General features: G+C 62.9%; 15 protein-coding genes and 1 pseudogene. 13 read left to right on the top strand and 3 right to left on the bottom strand.

What is annotated here, in order from left to right; genetic code table 11:
* The first annotated feature begins 7 nt into the window (after positions 1 to 7).
* From C4K27_RS30500 to C4K27_RS30490, 3 genes are all read left to right on the top strand, one after another.
* A complete protein-coding gene (locus C4K27_RS30500; protein ID WP_007928513.1) occupies positions 8 to 1,090 on the top strand; it encodes a 5-(carboxyamino)imidazole ribonucleotide synthase in 1,083 nt (360 codons plus the stop codon).
* A 107-nt stretch (positions 1,091 to 1,197) separates the two neighbouring features.
* Entirely contained in the window at positions 1,198 to 1,443 is a 246-nt protein-coding gene (locus C4K27_RS30495; RefSeq protein ID WP_007928514.1) for a GlsB/YeaQ/YmgE family stress response membrane protein, read from the top strand.
* 86 nt (positions 1,444 to 1,529) lie between these two features.
* Positions 1,530 to 2,066 (top strand): DUF3299 domain-containing protein, encoded by a 537-nt coding sequence (locus C4K27_RS30490; RefSeq protein WP_009041371.1) that lies wholly within the window; start codon positions 1,530 to 1,532, stop codon positions 2,064 to 2,066.
* A 7-nt stretch (positions 2,067 to 2,073) separates the two neighbouring features.
* On the opposite strand, the gene C4K27_RS30485 is transcribed toward C4K27_RS30490, so the two are convergent.
* Positions 2,074 to 2,973 carry a D-hexose-6-phosphate mutarotase gene (locus C4K27_RS30485; RefSeq protein WP_053263274.1) on the bottom strand — a complete coding sequence of 300 codons (900 nt, stop codon included), beginning with the start codon at positions 2,971 to 2,973 and terminating at the stop codon, positions 2,074 to 2,076.
* A 72-nt stretch (positions 2,974 to 3,045) separates the two neighbouring features.
* Positions 3,046 to 3,450 (bottom strand): acyl-CoA thioesterase, encoded by a 405-nt coding sequence (locus C4K27_RS30480; protein WP_003229628.1) that lies wholly within the window; start codon positions 3,448 to 3,450, stop codon positions 3,046 to 3,048.
* A 388-nt stretch (positions 3,451 to 3,838) separates the two neighbouring features.
* Here C4K27_RS30480 and C4K27_RS30475 point away from each other — a divergent pair, with 388 nt between their 5' ends.
* From C4K27_RS30475 to C4K27_RS30430, 10 genes and pseudogenes are all read left to right on the top strand, one after another.
* Entirely contained in the window at positions 3,839 to 5,137 is a 1,299-nt protein-coding gene (locus C4K27_RS30475; protein ID WP_009041369.1) for an MFS transporter, read from the top strand.
* Positions 5,138 to 5,389: 252 nt separating this feature from the next.
* Positions 5,390 to 6,388 (top strand): phosphate ABC transporter substrate-binding protein PstS family protein, encoded by a 999-nt coding sequence (locus C4K27_RS30470; RefSeq protein WP_007928520.1) that lies wholly within the window; start codon positions 5,390 to 5,392, stop codon positions 6,386 to 6,388.
* 158 nt (positions 6,389 to 6,546) lie between these two features.
* Complete coding sequence (locus C4K27_RS30465) at positions 6,547 to 8,832, top strand: ABC transporter permease subunit (protein ID WP_009041368.1); 2,286 nt, start codon at positions 6,547 to 6,549, stop codon at positions 8,830 to 8,832.
* Between the two features lie 15 nt (positions 8,833 to 8,847).
* On the top strand, positions 8,848 to 10,518 hold the full coding sequence (pstA, locus tag C4K27_RS30460; RefSeq protein WP_007928524.1) for a phosphate ABC transporter permease PstA: 1,671 nt from the start codon (positions 8,848 to 8,850) through the stop codon (positions 10,516 to 10,518).
* An 89-nt stretch (positions 10,519 to 10,607) separates the two neighbouring features.
* Entirely contained in the window at positions 10,608 to 11,441 is an 834-nt protein-coding gene (gene pstB / locus C4K27_RS30455; RefSeq protein ID WP_007928526.1) for a phosphate ABC transporter ATP-binding protein PstB, read from the top strand.
* Between the two features lie 72 nt (positions 11,442 to 11,513).
* Positions 11,514 to 12,275 (top strand): phosphate signaling complex protein PhoU, encoded by a 762-nt coding sequence (gene phoU / locus C4K27_RS30450; RefSeq protein WP_053263132.1) that lies wholly within the window; start codon positions 11,514 to 11,516, stop codon positions 12,273 to 12,275.
* 167 nt (positions 12,276 to 12,442) lie between these two features.
* Complete coding sequence (locus C4K27_RS30445) at positions 12,443 to 13,405, top strand: response regulator (RefSeq protein WP_053263131.1); 963 nt, start codon at positions 12,443 to 12,445, stop codon at positions 13,403 to 13,405.
* Between the two features lie 603 nt (positions 13,406 to 14,008).
* Positions 14,009 to 14,332 (top strand): annotated as a pseudogene (locus tag C4K27_RS30440) (type II toxin-antitoxin system RelE/ParE family toxin); the annotation flags it as partial.
* A gap of 4 nt (positions 14,333 to 14,336) precedes the next feature.
* Entirely contained in the window at positions 14,337 to 14,651 is a 315-nt protein-coding gene (locus tag C4K27_RS30435) for a helix-turn-helix domain-containing protein (RefSeq protein ID WP_037004383.1), read from the top strand.
* 61 nt (positions 14,652 to 14,712) lie between these two features.
* Positions 14,713 to 15,609 carry a peptidoglycan DD-metalloendopeptidase family protein gene (locus C4K27_RS30430; RefSeq protein ID WP_007928535.1) on the top strand — a complete coding sequence of 299 codons (897 nt, stop codon included), beginning with the start codon at positions 14,713 to 14,715 and terminating at the stop codon, positions 15,607 to 15,609.
* A 249-nt stretch (positions 15,610 to 15,858) separates the two neighbouring features.
* Here C4K27_RS30430 and C4K27_RS30425 read toward each other — a convergent pair whose 3' ends face one another.
* Positions 15,859 to 17,199, bottom strand: a complete 1,341-nt coding sequence (locus tag C4K27_RS30425) for a hemolysin family protein (protein ID WP_007930300.1) — start codon at positions 17,197 to 17,199, stop codon at positions 15,859 to 15,861.
* Positions 17,200 to 17,205 lie beyond the last annotated feature (6 nt).

The following is a 17,205-nucleotide window of genomic DNA, read 5'->3' as shown; positions in this document are numbered from 1 at the left end:
TTTGACGATGAAGATCGGTGTAATCGGTGGCGGCCAACTGGGTCGCATGTTGGCTCTGGCGGGCACTCCGCTGGGGATGAACTTCGCTTTTCTCGACCCGGCTCCGGACGCCTGTGCCGCTGCCCTGGGCGAACACCTGCGAGCCGACTACGGCGATCAGGATCACCTGCGCCAGCTGGCTGACGAAGTGGACCTGGTGACCTTCGAGTTCGAAAGCGTGCCGGCGGAAACCGTGGCCTTCCTGTCGCAGTTCGTCCCGGTCTACCCGAGTGCCGAAGCCCTGCGCATCGCCCGCGATCGCTGGTTCGAGAAGAGCATGTTCAAGGACCTGGGGATTCCGACCCCGGCGTTCGCCGACATCCAGTCGCAAGCCGACCTGGAGGCCGCCGTGGCCAGCATCGGCCTGCCGGCCGTGCTGAAAACCCGCACCCTGGGTTACGACGGCAAGGGCCAGAAAGTCCTGCGCAGCCCTGAAGACGTGGTCGGCACTTTCGCCGAGCTGGGCAGCGTGGGGTGCCTGCTGGAGGGCTTCGTGCCGTTCACCGGCGAAGTCTCGCTGATCGCCGTGCGCGCCCGCGATGGCGAAACCCGCTTCTACCCGCTGGTGCACAACACTCACCACAGCGGCATCCTCAAGCTGTCCGTGGCCAGCAGCGATCACCCGCTACAGGCCCTGGCCGAAGACTATTCCAGCCGCGTGCTCAAGCAGCTGGACTACGTCGGCGTGATGGCGTTCGAGTTCTTTGAAGTCGACGGTGGCCTCAAGGCCAACGAGATCGCGCCACGGGTGCACAACTCCGGGCACTGGACCACCGAAGGCGCCGAGTGCAGCCAGTTCGAGAACCACCTGCGGGCTGTCGCCGGCCTGCCGCTGGGCTCGACCGCCAAGGTCGGCGAGAGCGCGATGATCAACTTCATCGGCGAAGTGCCGGCGGTGGAGAAAGTCATCGCCATCGACGATTGCCACCTGCATCACTACGGCAAGGCCTTCAAGGTCGGGCGCAAGGTCGGTCACGCCAACCTGCGCTGCAAGGACAAGGCAACCCTCGAGGCGCAGATCCTCAAGGTCGAAGCGCTGATCGCCGAATAACTTCCTGAGGCTGCGGTGGAACCAATCGGGGCCGCCGTTCTCTGATGGCAGGATGCCAATGCGCTAACTAGGCTTTGGCATACCTAACTCATACAGAGGGAAATGCCATGGGAATTATTGGAACCATCTTTATCGGCTTGATCGTTGGCCTGCTGGCTCGCTTCCTGAAACCGGGCGATGACAGCATGGGCTGGATCATGACCATCCTGCTCGGTATCGGCGGTTCGCTGGCAGCCACCTACGGCGGCCAGGCCCTGGGCATCTACCAGGCGGGCCAGGGCGCGGGCTTCATCGGCGCGCTGGTTGGCGCGGTCGTGCTGCTGGTGATCTACGGCCTGGTCAAAAAGAACTGATTTAGCGACAAAGCCCTCTCTGCTGCGCAGGTAGAGAGGGCTAGAATGCCCGGCGTTGTCTTGTCCCTTTCTTGCCGAGCTCCTCCATGCGCCGTCTTCTGTTGACTCTTGTTCTGCTGGGCCCGGGCCTGGCTCATGCCGGTGAACTGCCGGAAACCGACTGGCTCGAACTGATGCCCAAGTCGGACCAGAAAGCCCTCGAGCAAATGCCGGAAATCGATCACAACTCCCCCGAAGCCAATGGCACCTTTACCGAAAAGGGCGGCCTGAAGCAGAGCAAGGGGTTGCCGGCGGTGATGTATTCGACCAAGACCGTGCCGGCCATGAACGGCAAGGACATCCGCATCGGCGGTTATCCGGTGCCGCTGGAGTCCGATGCCAAGGGGCGCAGCACCCTGTTTTTCCTCGTGCCTTACCCGGGCGCCTGCATCCATGTGCCGCCACCGCCACCCAATCAACTGGTGCTGGTGCGTTTCCCCAAGGGCGTGAAGCTGGACGATATCTACACGCCGCTGTGGGTGACCGGCCACCTGAAGATCGAGACGGTCAGCAACGACCTGGCCGACGCAGCCTATGCGCTGGATGCGCAGAAAGTGCGGGTGGTGCAGGAGTCGGATCTGTAGGACGGCGTTACAGCGCTACGCTGGTAACGCTCACGCCCAGGGTATGACTGGCGCCTGGCGCCAGGGTCACCACGTCATCCATCACGTTGGCGGTCTCGATGCACAGCATGCGTTGCCAGCCATCGTCGGCCATGTCGCTGAACTGCTCGGCGCGAGCGATCCACGGGTTCCAGATCACCGCCGAGCGCGAGCCGTTGCTGGTCAACTGGATGCGCCGCTCCCAGGCCGGGTCGACGATGCTCAGCTGTGGCGGAGGGTCGAGGTAGATACGGTCGGTCTCGCCGGTGAAATGCAGGTCGCCGGACTGCTGTGCAGTCTTCCAGTCATCCAGGGTCTCGATGTAATTCAGGCCGTCCAACCCTTCGACATGCACCTTGCGCACATCGCTGACCGCAAAGTAGCTGTGCAGCGCCTGGCTGATGGTGACTGTGTCGTCGCCCAGGTTGTGGCTGGTGAGGTTGATGTGCAGTTGGTCGTCGAGGCGGATGCTCAGCTTCAGTTCGACCTGGTGCGGCCAGCCTGGCAGCCCGCCTTCGGGGATCGGCAGTTGCAGTTCCACCAGCAGACTTTCGCCTTCGGCCTGGATGCCCAGCAGTTCCCAGTCGGTGGCGCGGACCAGGCCGTGGGCGCCGGCCGGCTCGCTGCCCTGGCGCATGGCCTGGACGCTTTGCGGGTTGCGCGCGAAGTTGCCGAACCACGGCCAGCACACCGGAACGCCGGCGCGGATGCTTTTGCCGGTCTTGAACACGGCCTCGTCGTTGAGCCAGATCAGCGGCGGTTGCCCGGCCAATTGATAGCTGAGGATGTGCGCGCCTTGCTGGGCCACCAGCAGTTCGGCCTGACCGTGGCGGATGCGCCAGCAGTTCAGTTCATCCAGTTTCACCGTTTCAACGTGAGGGGTAGGCATGGTGCTGTTCTCGTTCAAAAGCAGGGCTGCTATGGACCACGTAACAGCCGCCGGGTTTAACCCACGCCGAATTTAACGGGCCCTGGGTGGAACCGAGCGGGTGCGGCCACTGCCGTCGATGGCAACGAACACGAACACCGCCTCGGTGACCTTGCGCCATTCGCTGGACAGCGGATCGTCGCTCCAGACCTCGACCATCATCTGGATCGAGCTGCGACCGATTTCCAGGGTCTGGGTATAAAAGGAAAGCTGCGCGCCGACCGCGACCGGCACCAGGAATGCCATACGGTCGATGGCGACCGTGGCGACACGCCCGCCGGCCACGCGACTGGCCATGGCGGTACCCGCCAGGTCCATCTGCGCCACCAGCCAGCCGCCGAAAATATCGCCAAAGCCGTTGGTTTCGCGGGGAAGCGCGGTGATTTGCAAGGCCAGGTCGCCTTGCGGGATCGGATCTTCTTGTTCGAGCTCTATCATGCCGGGGGTGCCTCTGACCCGTGACTCTTCATTGGTACTTCAGGTGAATAGCCGTCTTGAGGAAAAACGATTCAGCCCGAACATACTACGTTCGTCACGTTCTTCGTAAGGCGTACTAAAGGGAAACTCTGCGAAACCGGCTGGCCCAGTCGGCGCCTGGGGCGCCCAGCGGCGTTTTCGCACAGCAACCCTTGCCGGGGCGGCGTTGCTCCAATGCCTGCGAGTATATCGGTCGACAGGCCCGGCGACGACCATCCGGTTCTGATTTTGATTGTCAATTGTGCCCGTCTATGTGCTTTTTCGAACAATTTGCTATCGTGCCGAACCTGCCAGGCCACAACCAGCGCTGTTGCGGCTTCCAGAACCGACTATAAGAGAAGCCCTTGCCATGACCACTGTGCCTTCGAGCGTCGCGCAGCCCGCGCAACCTGCTCGTCCGTTGACCCGCAATGACTACAAGACCCTGTCGCTGTCCGCCCTGGGCGGCGCGCTGGAGTTCTACGACTTCATCATTTTCGTGTTCTTCGCCACGGTGGTCGGCAAGCTGTTCTTCCCCGCGGACATGCCCGAGTGGCTGCGCCTGATGCAGACCTTCGGCATCTTCGCCGCCGGCTATCTGGCCCGGCCCCTGGGCGGGATCGTCATGGCGCACTTCGGCGACCTGCTCGGGCGCAAGAAGATGTTCACCCTGAGCATTTTCATGATGGCGGTGCCGACCCTGATCATGGGCCTGCTGCCGACCTACGCGCAGATCGGCATGTGGGCGCCGATCCTGTTGCTGCTGATGCGGGTGATCCAGGGCGCGGCCATCGGCGGTGAAGTGCCGGGCGCCTGGGTGTTCGTTTCCGAGCATGTGCCGCAGCGGCATATCGGCTACGCCTGCGGCACCCTGACCTCGGGCCTGACGGCTGGCATTCTCCTGGGTTCGCTGGTGGCCACCGCGATCAACAGCATCTATACCCCGGGCGAAGTCGCCGATTACGCCTGGCGGATTCCGTTCCTGCTCGGCGGCGTGTTCGGCCTGTTCTCGGTGTACCTGCGCCGCTGGCTGCACGAAACCCCGGTATTCGCCGAGCTGCAGCTGCGCAAGGCCCTGGCCGAGGAAGTGCCGCTGCGCGCGGTGCTGCGCGACCACCGCAGCGCGATCATTCTCTCGATGCTGCTGACCTGGCTGCTGTCCGCCGGGATCATCGTGGTGATCCTGATGACCCCGACCGTGCTGCAGACGGTCTATCACTTCACCCCGACCACCGCGTTGCAGGCCAACAGCCTGGCGATCGTGTTCCTGAGCCTGGGTTGCGTGGCGTCCGGCGCGCTGGCCGACCGTTTTGGCGCCGGCCGGGTATTCGTGTTCGGCAGCGCGTTGCTGCTGGCGACTTCCTGGACCTTCTACCACAGCCTGCTGGATCACCCGGACTGGCTGTTCCCGTTGTACGCGCTGACCGGCCTGCTGGTGGGCACCATCGGCGCGGTGCCGTATGTGATGGTCAAGGCCTTCCCGGCGGTGGTGCGCTTCAGCGGCCTGTCATTCTCCTACAACCTGGCCTACGCGATCTTCGGTGGCCTGACGCCGATGGTGGTGACCGCGCTGCTCAAGGAGAGTCCGATGGGCCCGGCCTATTATGTTGCAATTATTTGCAGCATCGGGATCCTGGTCGGCCTGTACCTGTGGAAAAAGGATCGCTGATCCTGTGACCCTGTAGCCGCTGCCGAAGGCTGCGAACGACCCGAAGGGGCGCGGCGATCTTCAGGGCCCTGGAGATCCTGCAGACCTATCGCAGCCTTCGGCGGCGGCTACAAAACGCTCTATAAAGAAAGGCCAGCCTTCCATCGCGAATGCTGGCCTTTCATTTAATTGTCATATTTCAGCCATAGAGTGTTCACACGGCCTACAGATACTTGGCCCGACTTAACACACCCTATCTGCTAGGAGTAAGGCATGAAACTGAAGCGTTTGATGGCGGCAATGACTTTTGTCGCTGCTGGCGTTGCGACTGCCCACGCGGTTGCCGCTGTTGACCCTGCTATCCCGAGCTACACCAAGACCACTGGTGTGTCGGGCAACCTGTCCAGCGTCGGCTCCGATACCCTGGCCAACCTCATGACCCTGTGGGCCGAGCACTACAAAAAAGAATACCCGAACGTAAACATCCAGATTCAGGCCGCTGGCTCCGCCACCGCGCCACCTGCGCTGACCGAAGGCACCTCCAACCTGGGCCCGATGAGCCGCAAGATGAAGGACACCGAACTGGCTGCCTTCGAGCAGAAGTACGGTTACAAGCCAACCGCCATCCCGGTTGCGGTGGACGCCCTGGCGGTGTTCGTGCACAAGGACAACCCGATCCAGCACCTGACCATGGAACAGGTTGATGCGATCTTCTCGTCGACCCGCCTGTGCGGCGCCAAGGCCGACGTCAAGACCTGGGGCGACCTGGGCGTGACCGGCGACCTGGCCAACAAGCCGGTCCAGCTGTTCGGTCGTAACTCGGTATCCGGCACCTACGGCTACTTCAAGGAAGAAGCCCTGTGCAAAGGCGACTACAAGCCTAATGTCAACGAACAGCCTGGTTCGGCTTCGGTGGTCCAGTCCATCAGCTCCTCGCTGAACGGCATCGGCTACTCGGGCATCGGCTACAAGACCGCCAGCGTGAAGACCGTGGCCCTGGCCAAGAAAGGCAGCAGCGACTTCATCGAAGACACCGAAGAAAACGCCCTGAACGGCAAGTACCCGCTGTCCCGCTTCCTGTACGTGTACATCAACAAGGCCCCGAACAAGCCTCTGGCCCCGCTGGAAGCCGAGTTCGTGAAACTGGTTCTGTCGAAACAGGGCCAGGAAGTGGTAGTGAAAGACGGCTACATCCCACTGCCAGCCAAAGTCGCCGCCAAGGCACTGGCTGACCTGGGCCTGCAGGAAGGCGCTGCAGTCGTAAAGAAGTAACACCCTAGGTCCGGGCCTGTCCCGGACCTTGTAGGAGTGAGCGGGCTCGCTCCTACACCCCCCCCATTTTCGATCCGCTGCCAGCTCTGCTCCGCGGCGGATTTGTTGCGTCACTGCATTGTCATCTTTCTGTCATACAGGATCGCTAGGGTGTGCGCATGAATGATCTGGCCAACTCCACCATGACTCCGACCTCTCCCCCCAAGCGCATTGACTTCAATACGCCTGAGCTGCAACGCAAGCGCCGCATCCGCGCGCTGAAAGATCGCCTGACCCGCTGGTACGTCCTCGTTGGCGGTCTGGCCGTGCTGGCCGCGATCACCCTGATCTTCTTCTTCCTCGCCTATGTCGTGCTGCCCCTGTTCCAGGGCGCCGACCTGACCGCCAAGGACCCGCTGACGCCAGCCTGGATGCAGGACGCCGGCAAGCCGCTGATGTTCTCCCTGGAAGAGCAGAACCAGGTCGGCATGCGGGTTTCCGACAAGGGCCAGGCGCTGTTCTTCGACATCGACAACGGTGCCGAGCTGCGCCGCGTCGACCTGCCGATCCCGGCCGGCACCACCGTGACCGCTATCGGCAAGGATCAGCCGGGCAGCCCGCTGGTGGTGGTTGGCCTGTCCAACGGCCAGGCGCTGGTGTTCCGTCACACCTATAAGGTCAGCTATCCGGAAGGCAAGAAAACCATCTCGCCGGCCATCGAATACCCCTACGGCGAAACCCCGATCGTGCTGAACGAGCAGGGCGGTGCCCTGGAGCACGTCAACCTCAACGCCACCGATTCGGCGCTGGTGGTGGCCGGTTCCAGCGGCGCGCAACTGCACGTGCTGCAGCTGACCCGCGAAGAAAACATGATGACCGGCGAGGTCACCAGCGAGCAGAACCGCATCGAGCTGCCGCAGATGACCGAACCGGTCAAGGCCATGTACATCGACCCGCGCCAGCAGTGGCTGTACGTGATCAACGGGCGTGCCCAGGCCGACGTGTTCAGCCTGCGCGACAAGAGCCTCAACGGTCGCTACAAACTGCTGGAGGATGCCGATGCCGAAGTGACGGCCAGCACCCAGCTGGTGGGCGGTATCTCGCTGATCATCGGTACTTCCAAGGGCGGCCTGGCCCAGTGGTTCATGGCCCGCGACCCGGACGGCGAACTGCGCCTGAAGCAGATCCGCACCTTCCAGATGGGCACCACGCCGATCATCGAAATCACTGCCGAAGAGCGCCGCAAGGGCTTCGTCGCCCTGGACGCCTCGGGCAAGCTCGGCGTGTTCCACAGCACCGCGCACCGCACCCTGCTGGTGGACCAGGTGGTCGAGGGCGAAGGCCTGTTCGGCCTGTCGCCACGGGCCAACCGGGTGATCGTCGAAGCCGGCGGCAAGCTGCAACCGCTGGTGCTCGACAACCCGCACCCGGAAGTGTCCTGGAGCGCGCTGTGGAGCAAGGTCTGGTACGAGAACTACGACGAGCCTAAATACGTCTGGCAATCGACCGCGGCCAACACCGACTTCGAACCCAAGCTGAGCCTTTCGCCGCTGACCTTCGGTACGTTGAAGGCAGCGTTCTACGCGATGCTGCTGGCAGCCCCGCTGGCGGTGGCCGCGGCGATCTACACCGCTTACTTCATGGCTCCGGGCATGCGCCGCAAGGTCAAGCCGGTGATCGAGCTGATGGAAGCGATGCCGACGGTGATCCTCGGCTTCTTCGCCGGCCTGTTCCTCGCGCCTTACGTCGAAGGCCATCTGCCGGGCATCTTCAGCCTGCTGATGCTGCTGCCGATCGGCATCCTGGTGGCCGGTTTCGTCTTCAGCCGCCTGCCTGAGTCGGTGCGCCTCAAGGTGCCGGATGGTTGGGAAAGCGCGATCCTGATCCCGGTGATCATCCTGGTGGGCTGGTTCTCGCTGTACATGAGCCCGTTCATGGAGAACTGGTTCTTCGGCGGCGACATGCGCATGTGGATCTCCCATGACCTGGGCATCACCTACGACCAGCGCAACGCCCTGGTGGTCGGCCTGGCCATGGGTTTTGCGGTGATTCCGAACATCTACTCGATCGCCGAAGACGCCGTGTTCAGCGTGCCGCGCGGCCTGACCCTGGGTTCCCTGGCCCTGGGCGCCACGCCGTGGCAGACCATGACCCGCGTGGTGATCCTCACCGCCAGCCCGGGCATCTTCTCGGCGCTGATGATCGGCATGGGCCGCGCGGTCGGCGAAACCATGATCGTGCTGATGGCCACCGGCAACACCCCGGTCATGGAAATGAACCTGTTCGAAGGCCTGCGCACTCTGGCGGCCAACGTCGCGGTGGAAATGCCGGAGTCGGAAGTCGGCGGCAGCCACTACCGCGTGCTGTTCCTCTCGGCGCTGGTGCTGCTGCTGTTCACCTTCGTCATGAACACCCTCGCCGAGCTGATCCGTCAGCGTCTGCGCAAGAAATACTCGTCGCTTTAAGAAAGGTAGAAGTCTGTGAAACAGAACTCCCTGAATGGATGGTTCAAGAGCGGCGCCCCGGGCGTCTGGATCAGCGGTGGCGCGGTGTCCATCGCGGTCATCATGACTATCGGCCTGTTGGCGGTGATCGCCGTGCGCGGTCTGGGCCACTTCTGGCCGGCGGACCTGGTGCATGCCCACTACGACGTGCCGGGCCAGGCCAACCACCTGGTCATCGGTGAAGTGGTGCAGAAAGAAGAAGTGCCGCGGGCACGCCTGAAGAGCGCCGGCCTGCCGGTGCCGGACGAAGGCCCCGAGTTCATGACCCGCGAGCTGATCAAGGTCGGCAACCGTGACCTGAACGGCAACGACTTCACCTGGATCGTCGGCGACTGGCTGACCAACCAGACCACGCCGCCGGAGCTGATGGCCATCGAGCGGCGCGAGTGGGGCAACTTCTACGGCTACCTGGTCAACGTCAAGCAGGATGGCAAGGTCATCGCCGAAGGCGAAGCGGCCTGGCCGGAACTGCAGGCGCGGATCGAGCGAGTGAACAAGCTGGCGGCCCAGCTCAAGACCCTGGAGAAAGTCGACATCGGCGCGATCAACGCCGGCCTCGAGCGCATCCGCCTGCACGGTCGCAAGCTGGAACTGGACGGCAAGCTCGATGCCGCCGCCCAGGCCGACATGGAAAGCGAACGCGCCGAGCTGAACGCCCGTTACCAGGACGTCGAGGCCCGCCTGAGCGACCTGCACGCGCAGTTCAACCGTGACAGCCTCACCGCCCGCGACGCCAACGGCAAAGAGATCGAGATCAGCCTGGGCAAGGTGGTGCACGCCTACCAGCCGAACGCCATGGGCACCTTCACCAAGCTGGGTTTCTACTTCAGCAAGGTCTGGGAATTCCTCAGCGACGACCCGCGTGAAGCCAACACCGAGGGCGGTATCTTCCCGGCGATCTTCGGTACCGTGATGATGACCCTGATCATGGCGATGATCGTCACCCCGTTCGGCGTGCTGGCGGCGGTGTACCTGCGCGAATACGCCAAGCAGAACACCCTGACCCGGGTGATCCGCATCGCGGTGAACAACCTGGCGGGCGTGCCGGCCATCGTCTACGGCGTGTTCGGCCTGGGCTTCTTCGTCTATGTGCTGGGCGGTTCCCTCGACCGCTTGTTCTTCCCCGAAGCGCTGCCGGCGCCGACCTTCGGCACCCCGGGCCTGCTCTGGGCTTCCCTGACCCTGGCGCTGCTGGCGGTGCCGGTGGTGATCGTGGCCACCGAGGAAGGCCTGGCGCGGATTCCCCGCACCGTGCGTGAAGGTTCCTTGGCCCTGGGCGCGACCAAGGCGGAAACCCTGTGGAAGATCGTACTGCCAATGGCCAGCCCGGCGATGATGACCGGCATGATCCTCGCGGTAGCCCGCGCCGCCGGTGAAGTGGCGCCGCTGATGCTGGTGGGTGTGGTGAAACTGGCGCCGTCGCTGCCGGTGGACGGCAACTACCCGTACCTGCACCTGGACCAGAAGATCATGCACCTGGGCTTCCATATCTATGACGTCGGCTTCCAGAGCCCCAACGTCGAGGCCGCGCGGCCGCTGGTGTACGCCACGGCGCTGCTGCTGGTGCTGGTGATCGCGACGCTCAACCTGTCGGCAGTGTGGATTCGTAACCACCTGCGCGAGAAATATAAGGCGCTGGATAGTTAATACCGCTCCTACAGAACGGCAACACCGCTGGCCCATTTTGTGAGGCCAGCGGCTCATTGAAATGAATTTGTTAGCGTAGGGAGTGACCCATGCAGCAAGAAGCACATACCCACGGCATCAACATGTCGGCCCTGGGCCGCGACAAGCAGAGCCTGAACCTGGACCAGGAAACCGTGGCCATCGAAGTCCCGGGCCTGAGCCTGTTCTACGGTGAGAAACAGGCGCTGTTCGACGTCAGCATGAACATTCCGAAGCAGCGCGTGACCGCCTTCATCGGCCCGTCCGGCTGCGGCAAGTCGACCCTGCTGCGTACCTTCAACCGGATGAACGACCTGGTGGACGGCTGCCGCGTGGAAGGCGAGATCAACCTCTACGGCAACAACATCTACCGCAAGGGCGAAGACGTGGCCGAGCTGCGCCGCCGCGTGGGCATGGTGTTCCAGAAGCCCAACCCGTTCCCGAAAACCATCTACGAGAACGTGGTCTACGGCCTGCGCATCCAGGGCATCAACAAGAAGCGCATCCTCGACGAAGCCGTCGAGTGGGCCCTCAAGGGTGCGGCGCTGTGGGACGAGGTCAAGGATCGCCTGCATGAATCGGCACTCGGCCTGTCCGGTGGTCAGCAGCAGCGTCTGGTGATCGCCCGCACCATCGCCGTGGAACCGGAAGTGCTGCTGCTCGACGAACCGTGCTCGGCGCTCGATCCGATCTCCACCTTGAAGGTCGAAGAGCTGATCTACGAACTGAAATCGAAGTTCACCATCGTGATCGTGACCCACAACATGCAACAGGCCGCGCGTGTCTCCGACTACACGGCGTTCATGTACATGGGCAAACTGGTGGAATTCGGCGACACCGATACGCTGTTCACCAATCCGGCGAAGAAGCAGACCGAAGACTACATCACCGGTCGTTACGGCTAGGAAGCTGTTGTTGCTCACTGAACTGACGCTGCGGTCCACCGCACCTTACCGGACGCTCCAAGGACGCCAACCATGATTAGTAAAGAAGGCCTCACGCATCACATCTCCCAGCAGTTCAACGCCGAGCTCGAGGAGGTGCGCAGCCACCTCCTGGCGATGGGTGGGCTGGTCGAGAAACAAGTCAACGACGCCGTCACCGCGCTGATCGAAGCCGACTCGGGGCTTGCCCAGCAGGTGCGCGAGATCGACGACCAGATCAACCAGATGGAACGCAACATCGACGAAGAATGCCTGCGCATTCTCGCCCGTCGCCAGCCGGCGGCTTCCGACCTGCGCCTGATCATCAGCATCTCCAAGTCGGTGATCGACCTGGAGCGCATCGGCGACGAATCGACCAAGATCGCCCGTCGCGCCATTCAGCTGTGCGAAGAAGGCGAAGCCCCGCGCGGCTATGTGGAAGTGCGGCATATCGGCGACCAGGTGCGCAACATGGTCCGCGACGCGCTGGATGCTTTTGCCCGCTTCGACGCCGACCTGGCGCTGTCGGTGGCCCAGTACGACAAGGTCATCGACCGCGAGTACAAGACCGCGCTGCGCGAGCTGGCCACCTACATGATGGAAGATCCGCGCTCGATCTCGCGCGTTCTGAGCATCATCTGGGTCCTGCGCTCCCTGGAGCGGATCGGCGACCACGCGCGCAACATCTCGGAGCTGGTGATTTACCTGGTGCGCGGCACCGATGTGCGCCATCTGGGCCTGAAGCGGATGAAGGAAGAAGTTGAAGGCACCAGTGCCGAAAGCGCTAATGTTCCGGGTGAAGCTGACGATAAGTAAGGTTGCCTGAGAGAAGCGCCCGGCCCTTTGGCCGGGCGTTTTCGTTTATGGGGATTTAACTTGAAAAGCAGCGCCCGCGAACGAAAAGTCCCGGCGTGACTGAAGAGTTTTGGCAAAGTGCCATCAGTAAAGCGTTATGCTAGCCGGGATTTTTAAAGGGGTGGTCGATGAGTAAGGTAAGTGTGTTGGTGGTGGATGACGCTTCGTTCATTCGTGACCTGGTGAAGAAATGTCTGCGCAACTACTTCCCTGGCATCAAGATCGAGGACGCCATCAACGGCCGTAAAGCCCAGGCCCTGCTGGCCCGTGAAGCCTTCGACCTGGTCCTGTGCGACTGGGAAATGCCGGAAATGTCCGGCCTGGAGCTGTTGACCTGGTGCCGCGGCCAGGAGGCGATGAAGGCCATGCCGTTCATCATGGTCACCAGTCGCGGCGACAAGGAGAACGTGGTGCAGGCGATCCAGGCCGGCGTCTCCGGCTACGTCAGCAAGCCGTTCACCAACGAGCAGTTGCTGACCAAGGTCAAGCAGGCGCTGAACAAGGTCGGCAAGCTCGACACCCTGATGAACAGCGCGCCGACCAAGATGAACTCGGCGTTCGGCAATGACTCCCTGAGTGCCCTGACCGGCGGCAAGGCCGAAGTCATCGGCGCCGCGCCGGCGGCTGCGGCGGTCAATCCGTTTGCCAAGCCTGCCGTGGTGTCCGCTCCTGCTCCCGCTGCAGCCCCGTCTCGTGGGTTGCTCAACAGTCCGCCGGTGAAGGCGCCGGCTCCTGCCGCCGCTGCGTCTGCTGGGGGGCGTGGCCAGGGGCAATTGCGTCTGCCCAGCGGTACCCAGCAGTGCGTGATCAAGGCGCTGAGCATCAAGGAGGCGCTGTTGGTGGTGAAACGCACCGACACGCTGCCGCAGGTGCTCGACAGCGCCGTGCTGGACCTGGAGCAGGGCGACAATGCCGAAGTGGCGCGCCTGAACGGCTACCTGCATGCGGTGGTGGCCTATGAGCCAAAGCCGGACAGCGAGTGGTTGCAACTGACCTTCCGCTTCGTCGACCAGGATGCGCAGAAGCTCGACTACATCTCCCGCCTGATCGCCCGCGGCACGGCGCAGAAGCACTTCGTCCCCGGCGCCTGAGCCCCTCTCAGCCCCGTTCCTGAGCACTATCTCGCGGGCAACCACGCTTCTGTAGGAGCGAGGCTTGCCCGCGATGACGTCTATTCTGCCGCTACATTTTCCGGCCCGCTGACCCCGCCCCTGTAGCCGCTGCCGCAGGCTGCGATAAGGCCGAAGGCCTTCAGCTATCTCAAAACCTTGCGTCCGCTTCGCCGGAGTACCGCTCAAACCGATCGCAGCCTGCGGCGGCTTCAACATCCACGCCCAGTGCCAGCCTGCGTCTGAACTCGGCGCGAAACCTACTGCAAACACTTTCCTGTACCACGCTTTTGCACGCTGACGAGGGTGACCTGGGGCGTATCACCCAGGCCTTGTATCTGTTGTTGGACGATGGTTGTGATGTATTGCAGGCGGCGCAGTGCAAGGCGTTGGGGGAGGGGGCAGTGGTTTGATGCCGTGTGTCCGATTCTCTGTTTTTCAGGTTGATTTATATCTGTACTGATATAGGTTGTGATCTGTGCTTTTGGCTTTTCTTGTGCCTGGCCACGCTTTGAAACAACCCGGTCGCGCGCTGTGGCGGTCGGGTTGTTTAACCTCTCTGGGGTCAGTAACGGGAGAGGTTCGATGCCTAGGCACAAGGATGTGGTGTTTGTCGGGAGCACGCTCCGGGACCTTCGGGCTTTTCCGCTGGATGCGCGAAGGGCCGCGGGTTTTCAGCTGGATCTGTTGCAGCAGGGCGAGCCGCCCTATGACTGCCGGTCGATGAAAACCGTGGGGCCGGGGGTGTTCGAGATCAGGATCAGTGAGGATTCAGGAGCGTTTCGGGTGTTTTACGTGGCCAACCGGCCCGCGGCCATTTATGTGCTGCACGCCATGCGCAAGACCACCCGCAAGACCGAAGCGCGGGACATCGAGCTGGCTCGGGCCAGACTTCAGGAGATAAGTGCACGCCATGACCGATCACATGCATACCGAGCGTTTCGCCAGTGTCTGGGACGCGCTCGAAGGTTCGCCTCAGGAAGCCGCCAATATGCGCCTGCGCTCCAAGCTCATGCTGGAGCTGGGCAAGACCATCAAGGCCTGGGGTGTTTCGCAGAAGGAGGCCGCCAGGCGGCTCAATATCACCCAGCCGCGGCTCAACGACGTGCTCAGCGGCAAGATCAACAAGTTTTCCCTGGATGCGCTGGTCAACCTCTCCGACGCCGCGCACCTGGGGGTCGATATCAGTTTCAGTCCGTCGGCAATGGAACCTCTGGTGCAGGGTTGATTCATACAAAGTCCACGTCGGGCTGCTAGCCTGACTTCAGGCTTTCCTCAGAATCTTGCCCATGTTCATGCACCTGCTGTTTTCCTGCGGTCTGTTGCTGGCTGCCACCTCGGCCATGGCCATGACCATCTACAAGTCCACCGACGCCAACGGCGTGGTGTCCTACAGCGACCGTCCGTCGCCGGGCGCCCAGGTGTTCGTGTTTCGCGATCGCATGGTCGAGCACCTGGAACGCCAGGTGCGTCTGGACGTCGAGAAGAGCTGGGGCGTGGACAGCGTCTTTGTGCGTAACGACCTGTATGCGCCGGTGGAGATCGAGCTGGGGTTTACCGGCCTGAAGAACATCCGCAGTGCCCCCAGGCAGCCGATTCGCCGGGTACTGCCGGCCCGCAGCCGACAGCGCCTGGCGCAGCTCACGGCTATGCAGGCGGGCAAGCCGCTGATCTATGTCCCGCAGTTTCGTTACTCCCTGGGCGACCCTGCGGGCGCCGCCCAGGCCTATCGTTACCCGCTGCCCTGGCGTGGCGGCCCCTTTCGCCTGACCCAGGGCGCCAACGGCCGGTACAGCCATTTCGGCCCCAAGAGCCGCTATGCCATGGACATCGCCATGCCCGAGGGCACGCCGATCATCGCGGCGCGTGGCGGGGTGGTGGTGAAGACCGAGAACCGCCAGAGCGGGCGCGGCACCGACCCTTCCGGCAATTTCGTGCGGGTGTTGCACAACGACGGCACCATGGGGGTGTACCTGCACCTCAAGCGCGGCTCGGTAAGCGTGCGTGAAGGCCAGCGGGTCGTGGTGGGCAGCCCGCTGGCGTTGTCGGGCAACACCGGCAACAGCAGCGGCCCGCACCTGCACTTCGTGGTGCAGCGCAATACGGGGCTGGGGCTGGTGTCGATTCCCTATCAGTTCAACCAGCCCATCGGCAGCCTGCCGAATTTCGCGCTGGGCAAAAAGTAGCCATGTAGCCGCTGCCGAAGGCTGCGATAAGGCCGAAGGCCTTCAGCGGCCTCAAGAGCCTGCGCCCGCTTCGTCGGAGTGCCGCCCAGGTCGATCGCAGCCTTCGGCAGCGGCTACGGGGTGATCGGCGGAGCAGGTGATAATCGGGGCAGGGGATCGCGAGCAATCGAGCCTCGACCAGCTGCTCCTACAGATGAACGCGGTTCATTGTAGGAGTGAGCTTGCTCGCGATGAGGTGTCAGACCGTGCTCAATCGAGCATCAACACCTTGGCCAGGACGATTTTCGGGCCTTTCATCTTCTTGATGATGATGCGCAAGCCTTCGACTTCCATGACCTCTTCTTCTTCCGGCACCCGTTTCAGGGTCTCGTAGACCAGGCCGGCGAGGGTTTCGGCCTCGATATGGTCCAGGTCGATGCCCAGCAGGCGTTCCACCTTGAACAGCGGGGTATCGCCGCGCACCAGCAACTTGCCGGGCTGGTAGGCGAGGATGCCGCGCTCGGCCTTGCGGTGTTCGTCCTGGATATCGCCGACCAGTACTTCCAGCACGTCTTCCATGGTCAGGTAGCCGATGATCTTGCCGTCGGCTTCTTCCACCAGGGCGAAGTGCGAACCGCCTTTACGGAACTGTTCCAGCAGCTGCGACAGCGGCATGTGCCGGGAAACGCGCTCCAGCGGGCGGGTCAGCTCGGCCAGGTTGAACGATTCGGGGATGTGGTCCAGCGCCGCCAGTTCCAGCAGCAGGTCCTTGATGTGCAGCAGGCCGACGAACTCGTTGCGCTCGCTGTCGTAGACCGGGTAGCGGCTGAACTTGTGGCGGCGGAACAGGGCGAGGATCTGCTTCAGCGGCGCGTTGAATTCCACGCTGATCAGGTCTTCCCGGGAGTTGGCCCAGTCCACCACTTCCAGCTCGCCCATTTCCACGGCCGAGGCCAGTACGCGCATGCCCTGGTCGCTGGGGTCCTGGCCCCGGCTGGAGTGCAGGATCAGCTTCAGTTCTTCGCGGCTGTAGTGGTGCTCGTGATGCGGGCCGGGCTCGCCCTGGCCGGCGATGCGCAGGATGGTGTTGGCGCTGGCGTTGAGCAGGTAGATCGCCGGGTACATCAGCCAGTAGAACAGGTACAGCGGCACCGCCGTCCACAGCGACAGCAGCTCGGGCTTGCGGATGGCCCAGGACTTGGGCGCCAGTTCGCCGACCACGATGTGCAGGTAGGAAATGATGAAGAAGGCGGTAAAGAACGACACGCCCTTGACCACTTCCGCCGAATCCACGCCCACGGCGCTGAGCAGCGGCGCCAGCAAATGCGCGAAGGCCGGCTCACCGACCCAGCCCAGGCCGAGGGAGGCCAGGGTGATCCCCAGCTGGCACGCGGAAAGGTAGGCATCCAGCTGGCTGTGTACGGTGCGCAGGATCTGCCCGCGCCAGCCGTTCTTATGGGCGATGGCCTCGACCCGGGTCGAGCGCAGTTTGACCATGGCGAACTCGGCGGCTACGAAAAAGCCGTTGAGCAGAACCAGGAGCAGTGCAAAAAGAATCATGCCGAAGTCGGCGAAAAGAGACGCGAGGGTAAAACCAGGGGAAGGGTCCATGATGGA

This window comes from Pseudomonas chlororaphis subsp. chlororaphis (assembly GCF_003945765.1).
Classification (GTDB): domain Bacteria; phylum Pseudomonadota; class Gammaproteobacteria; order Pseudomonadales; family Pseudomonadaceae; genus Aquipseudomonas; species Aquipseudomonas chlororaphis.
Note: the sequence above shows the minus strand (reverse complement) of the source record. Positions and strands in the feature narration are given on the sequence as shown.

Bases quoted from the DNA above. Each gene is read 5' to 3' on its own strand.
- C4K27_RS30435 (WP_037004383.1), top strand. From the start codon at position 14,337: ATGACCGATCACATGCATACCGAGCGTTTCGCCAGTGTCTGGGACGCG.
- C4K27_RS30475 (WP_009041369.1), top strand. From the start codon at position 3,839: ATGACCACTGTGCCTTCGAGCGTCGCGCAGCCCGCGCAACCTGCTCGT.
- C4K27_RS30470 (WP_007928520.1), top strand. From the start codon at position 5,390: ATGAAACTGAAGCGTTTGATGGCGGCAATGACTTTTGTCGCTGCTGGC.
- C4K27_RS30495 (WP_007928514.1), top strand. From the start codon at position 1,198: ATGGGAATTATTGGAACCATCTTTATCGGCTTGATCGTTGGCCTGCTG.
- C4K27_RS30465 (WP_009041368.1), top strand. From the start codon at position 6,547: ATGAATGATCTGGCCAACTCCACCATGACTCCGACCTCTCCCCCCAAG.
- C4K27_RS30485 (WP_053263274.1), bottom strand. From the start codon at position 2,973: ATGCCTACCCCTCACGTTGAAACGGTGAAACTGGATGAACTGAACTGC.
- C4K27_RS30490 (WP_009041371.1), top strand. From the start codon at position 1,530: ATGCGCCGTCTTCTGTTGACTCTTGTTCTGCTGGGCCCGGGCCTGGCT.
- C4K27_RS30480 (WP_003229628.1), bottom strand. From the start codon at position 3,450: ATGATAGAGCTCGAACAAGAAGATCCGATCCCGCAAGGCGACCTGGCC.
- C4K27_RS30445 (WP_053263131.1), top strand. From the start codon at position 12,443: ATGAGTAAGGTAAGTGTGTTGGTGGTGGATGACGCTTCGTTCATTCGT.
- C4K27_RS30425 (WP_007930300.1), bottom strand. From the start codon at position 17,199: ATGGACCCTTCCCCTGGTTTTACCCTCGCGTCTCTTTTCGCCGACTTC.
- pstB (WP_007928526.1), top strand. From the start codon at position 10,608: ATGCAGCAAGAAGCACATACCCACGGCATCAACATGTCGGCCCTGGGC.
- C4K27_RS30500 (WP_007928513.1), top strand. From the start codon at position 8: ATGAAGATCGGTGTAATCGGTGGCGGCCAACTGGGTCGCATGTTGGCT.
- phoU (WP_053263132.1), top strand. From the start codon at position 11,514: ATGATTAGTAAAGAAGGCCTCACGCATCACATCTCCCAGCAGTTCAAC.
- C4K27_RS30430 (WP_007928535.1), top strand. From the start codon at position 14,713: ATGTTCATGCACCTGCTGTTTTCCTGCGGTCTGTTGCTGGCTGCCACC.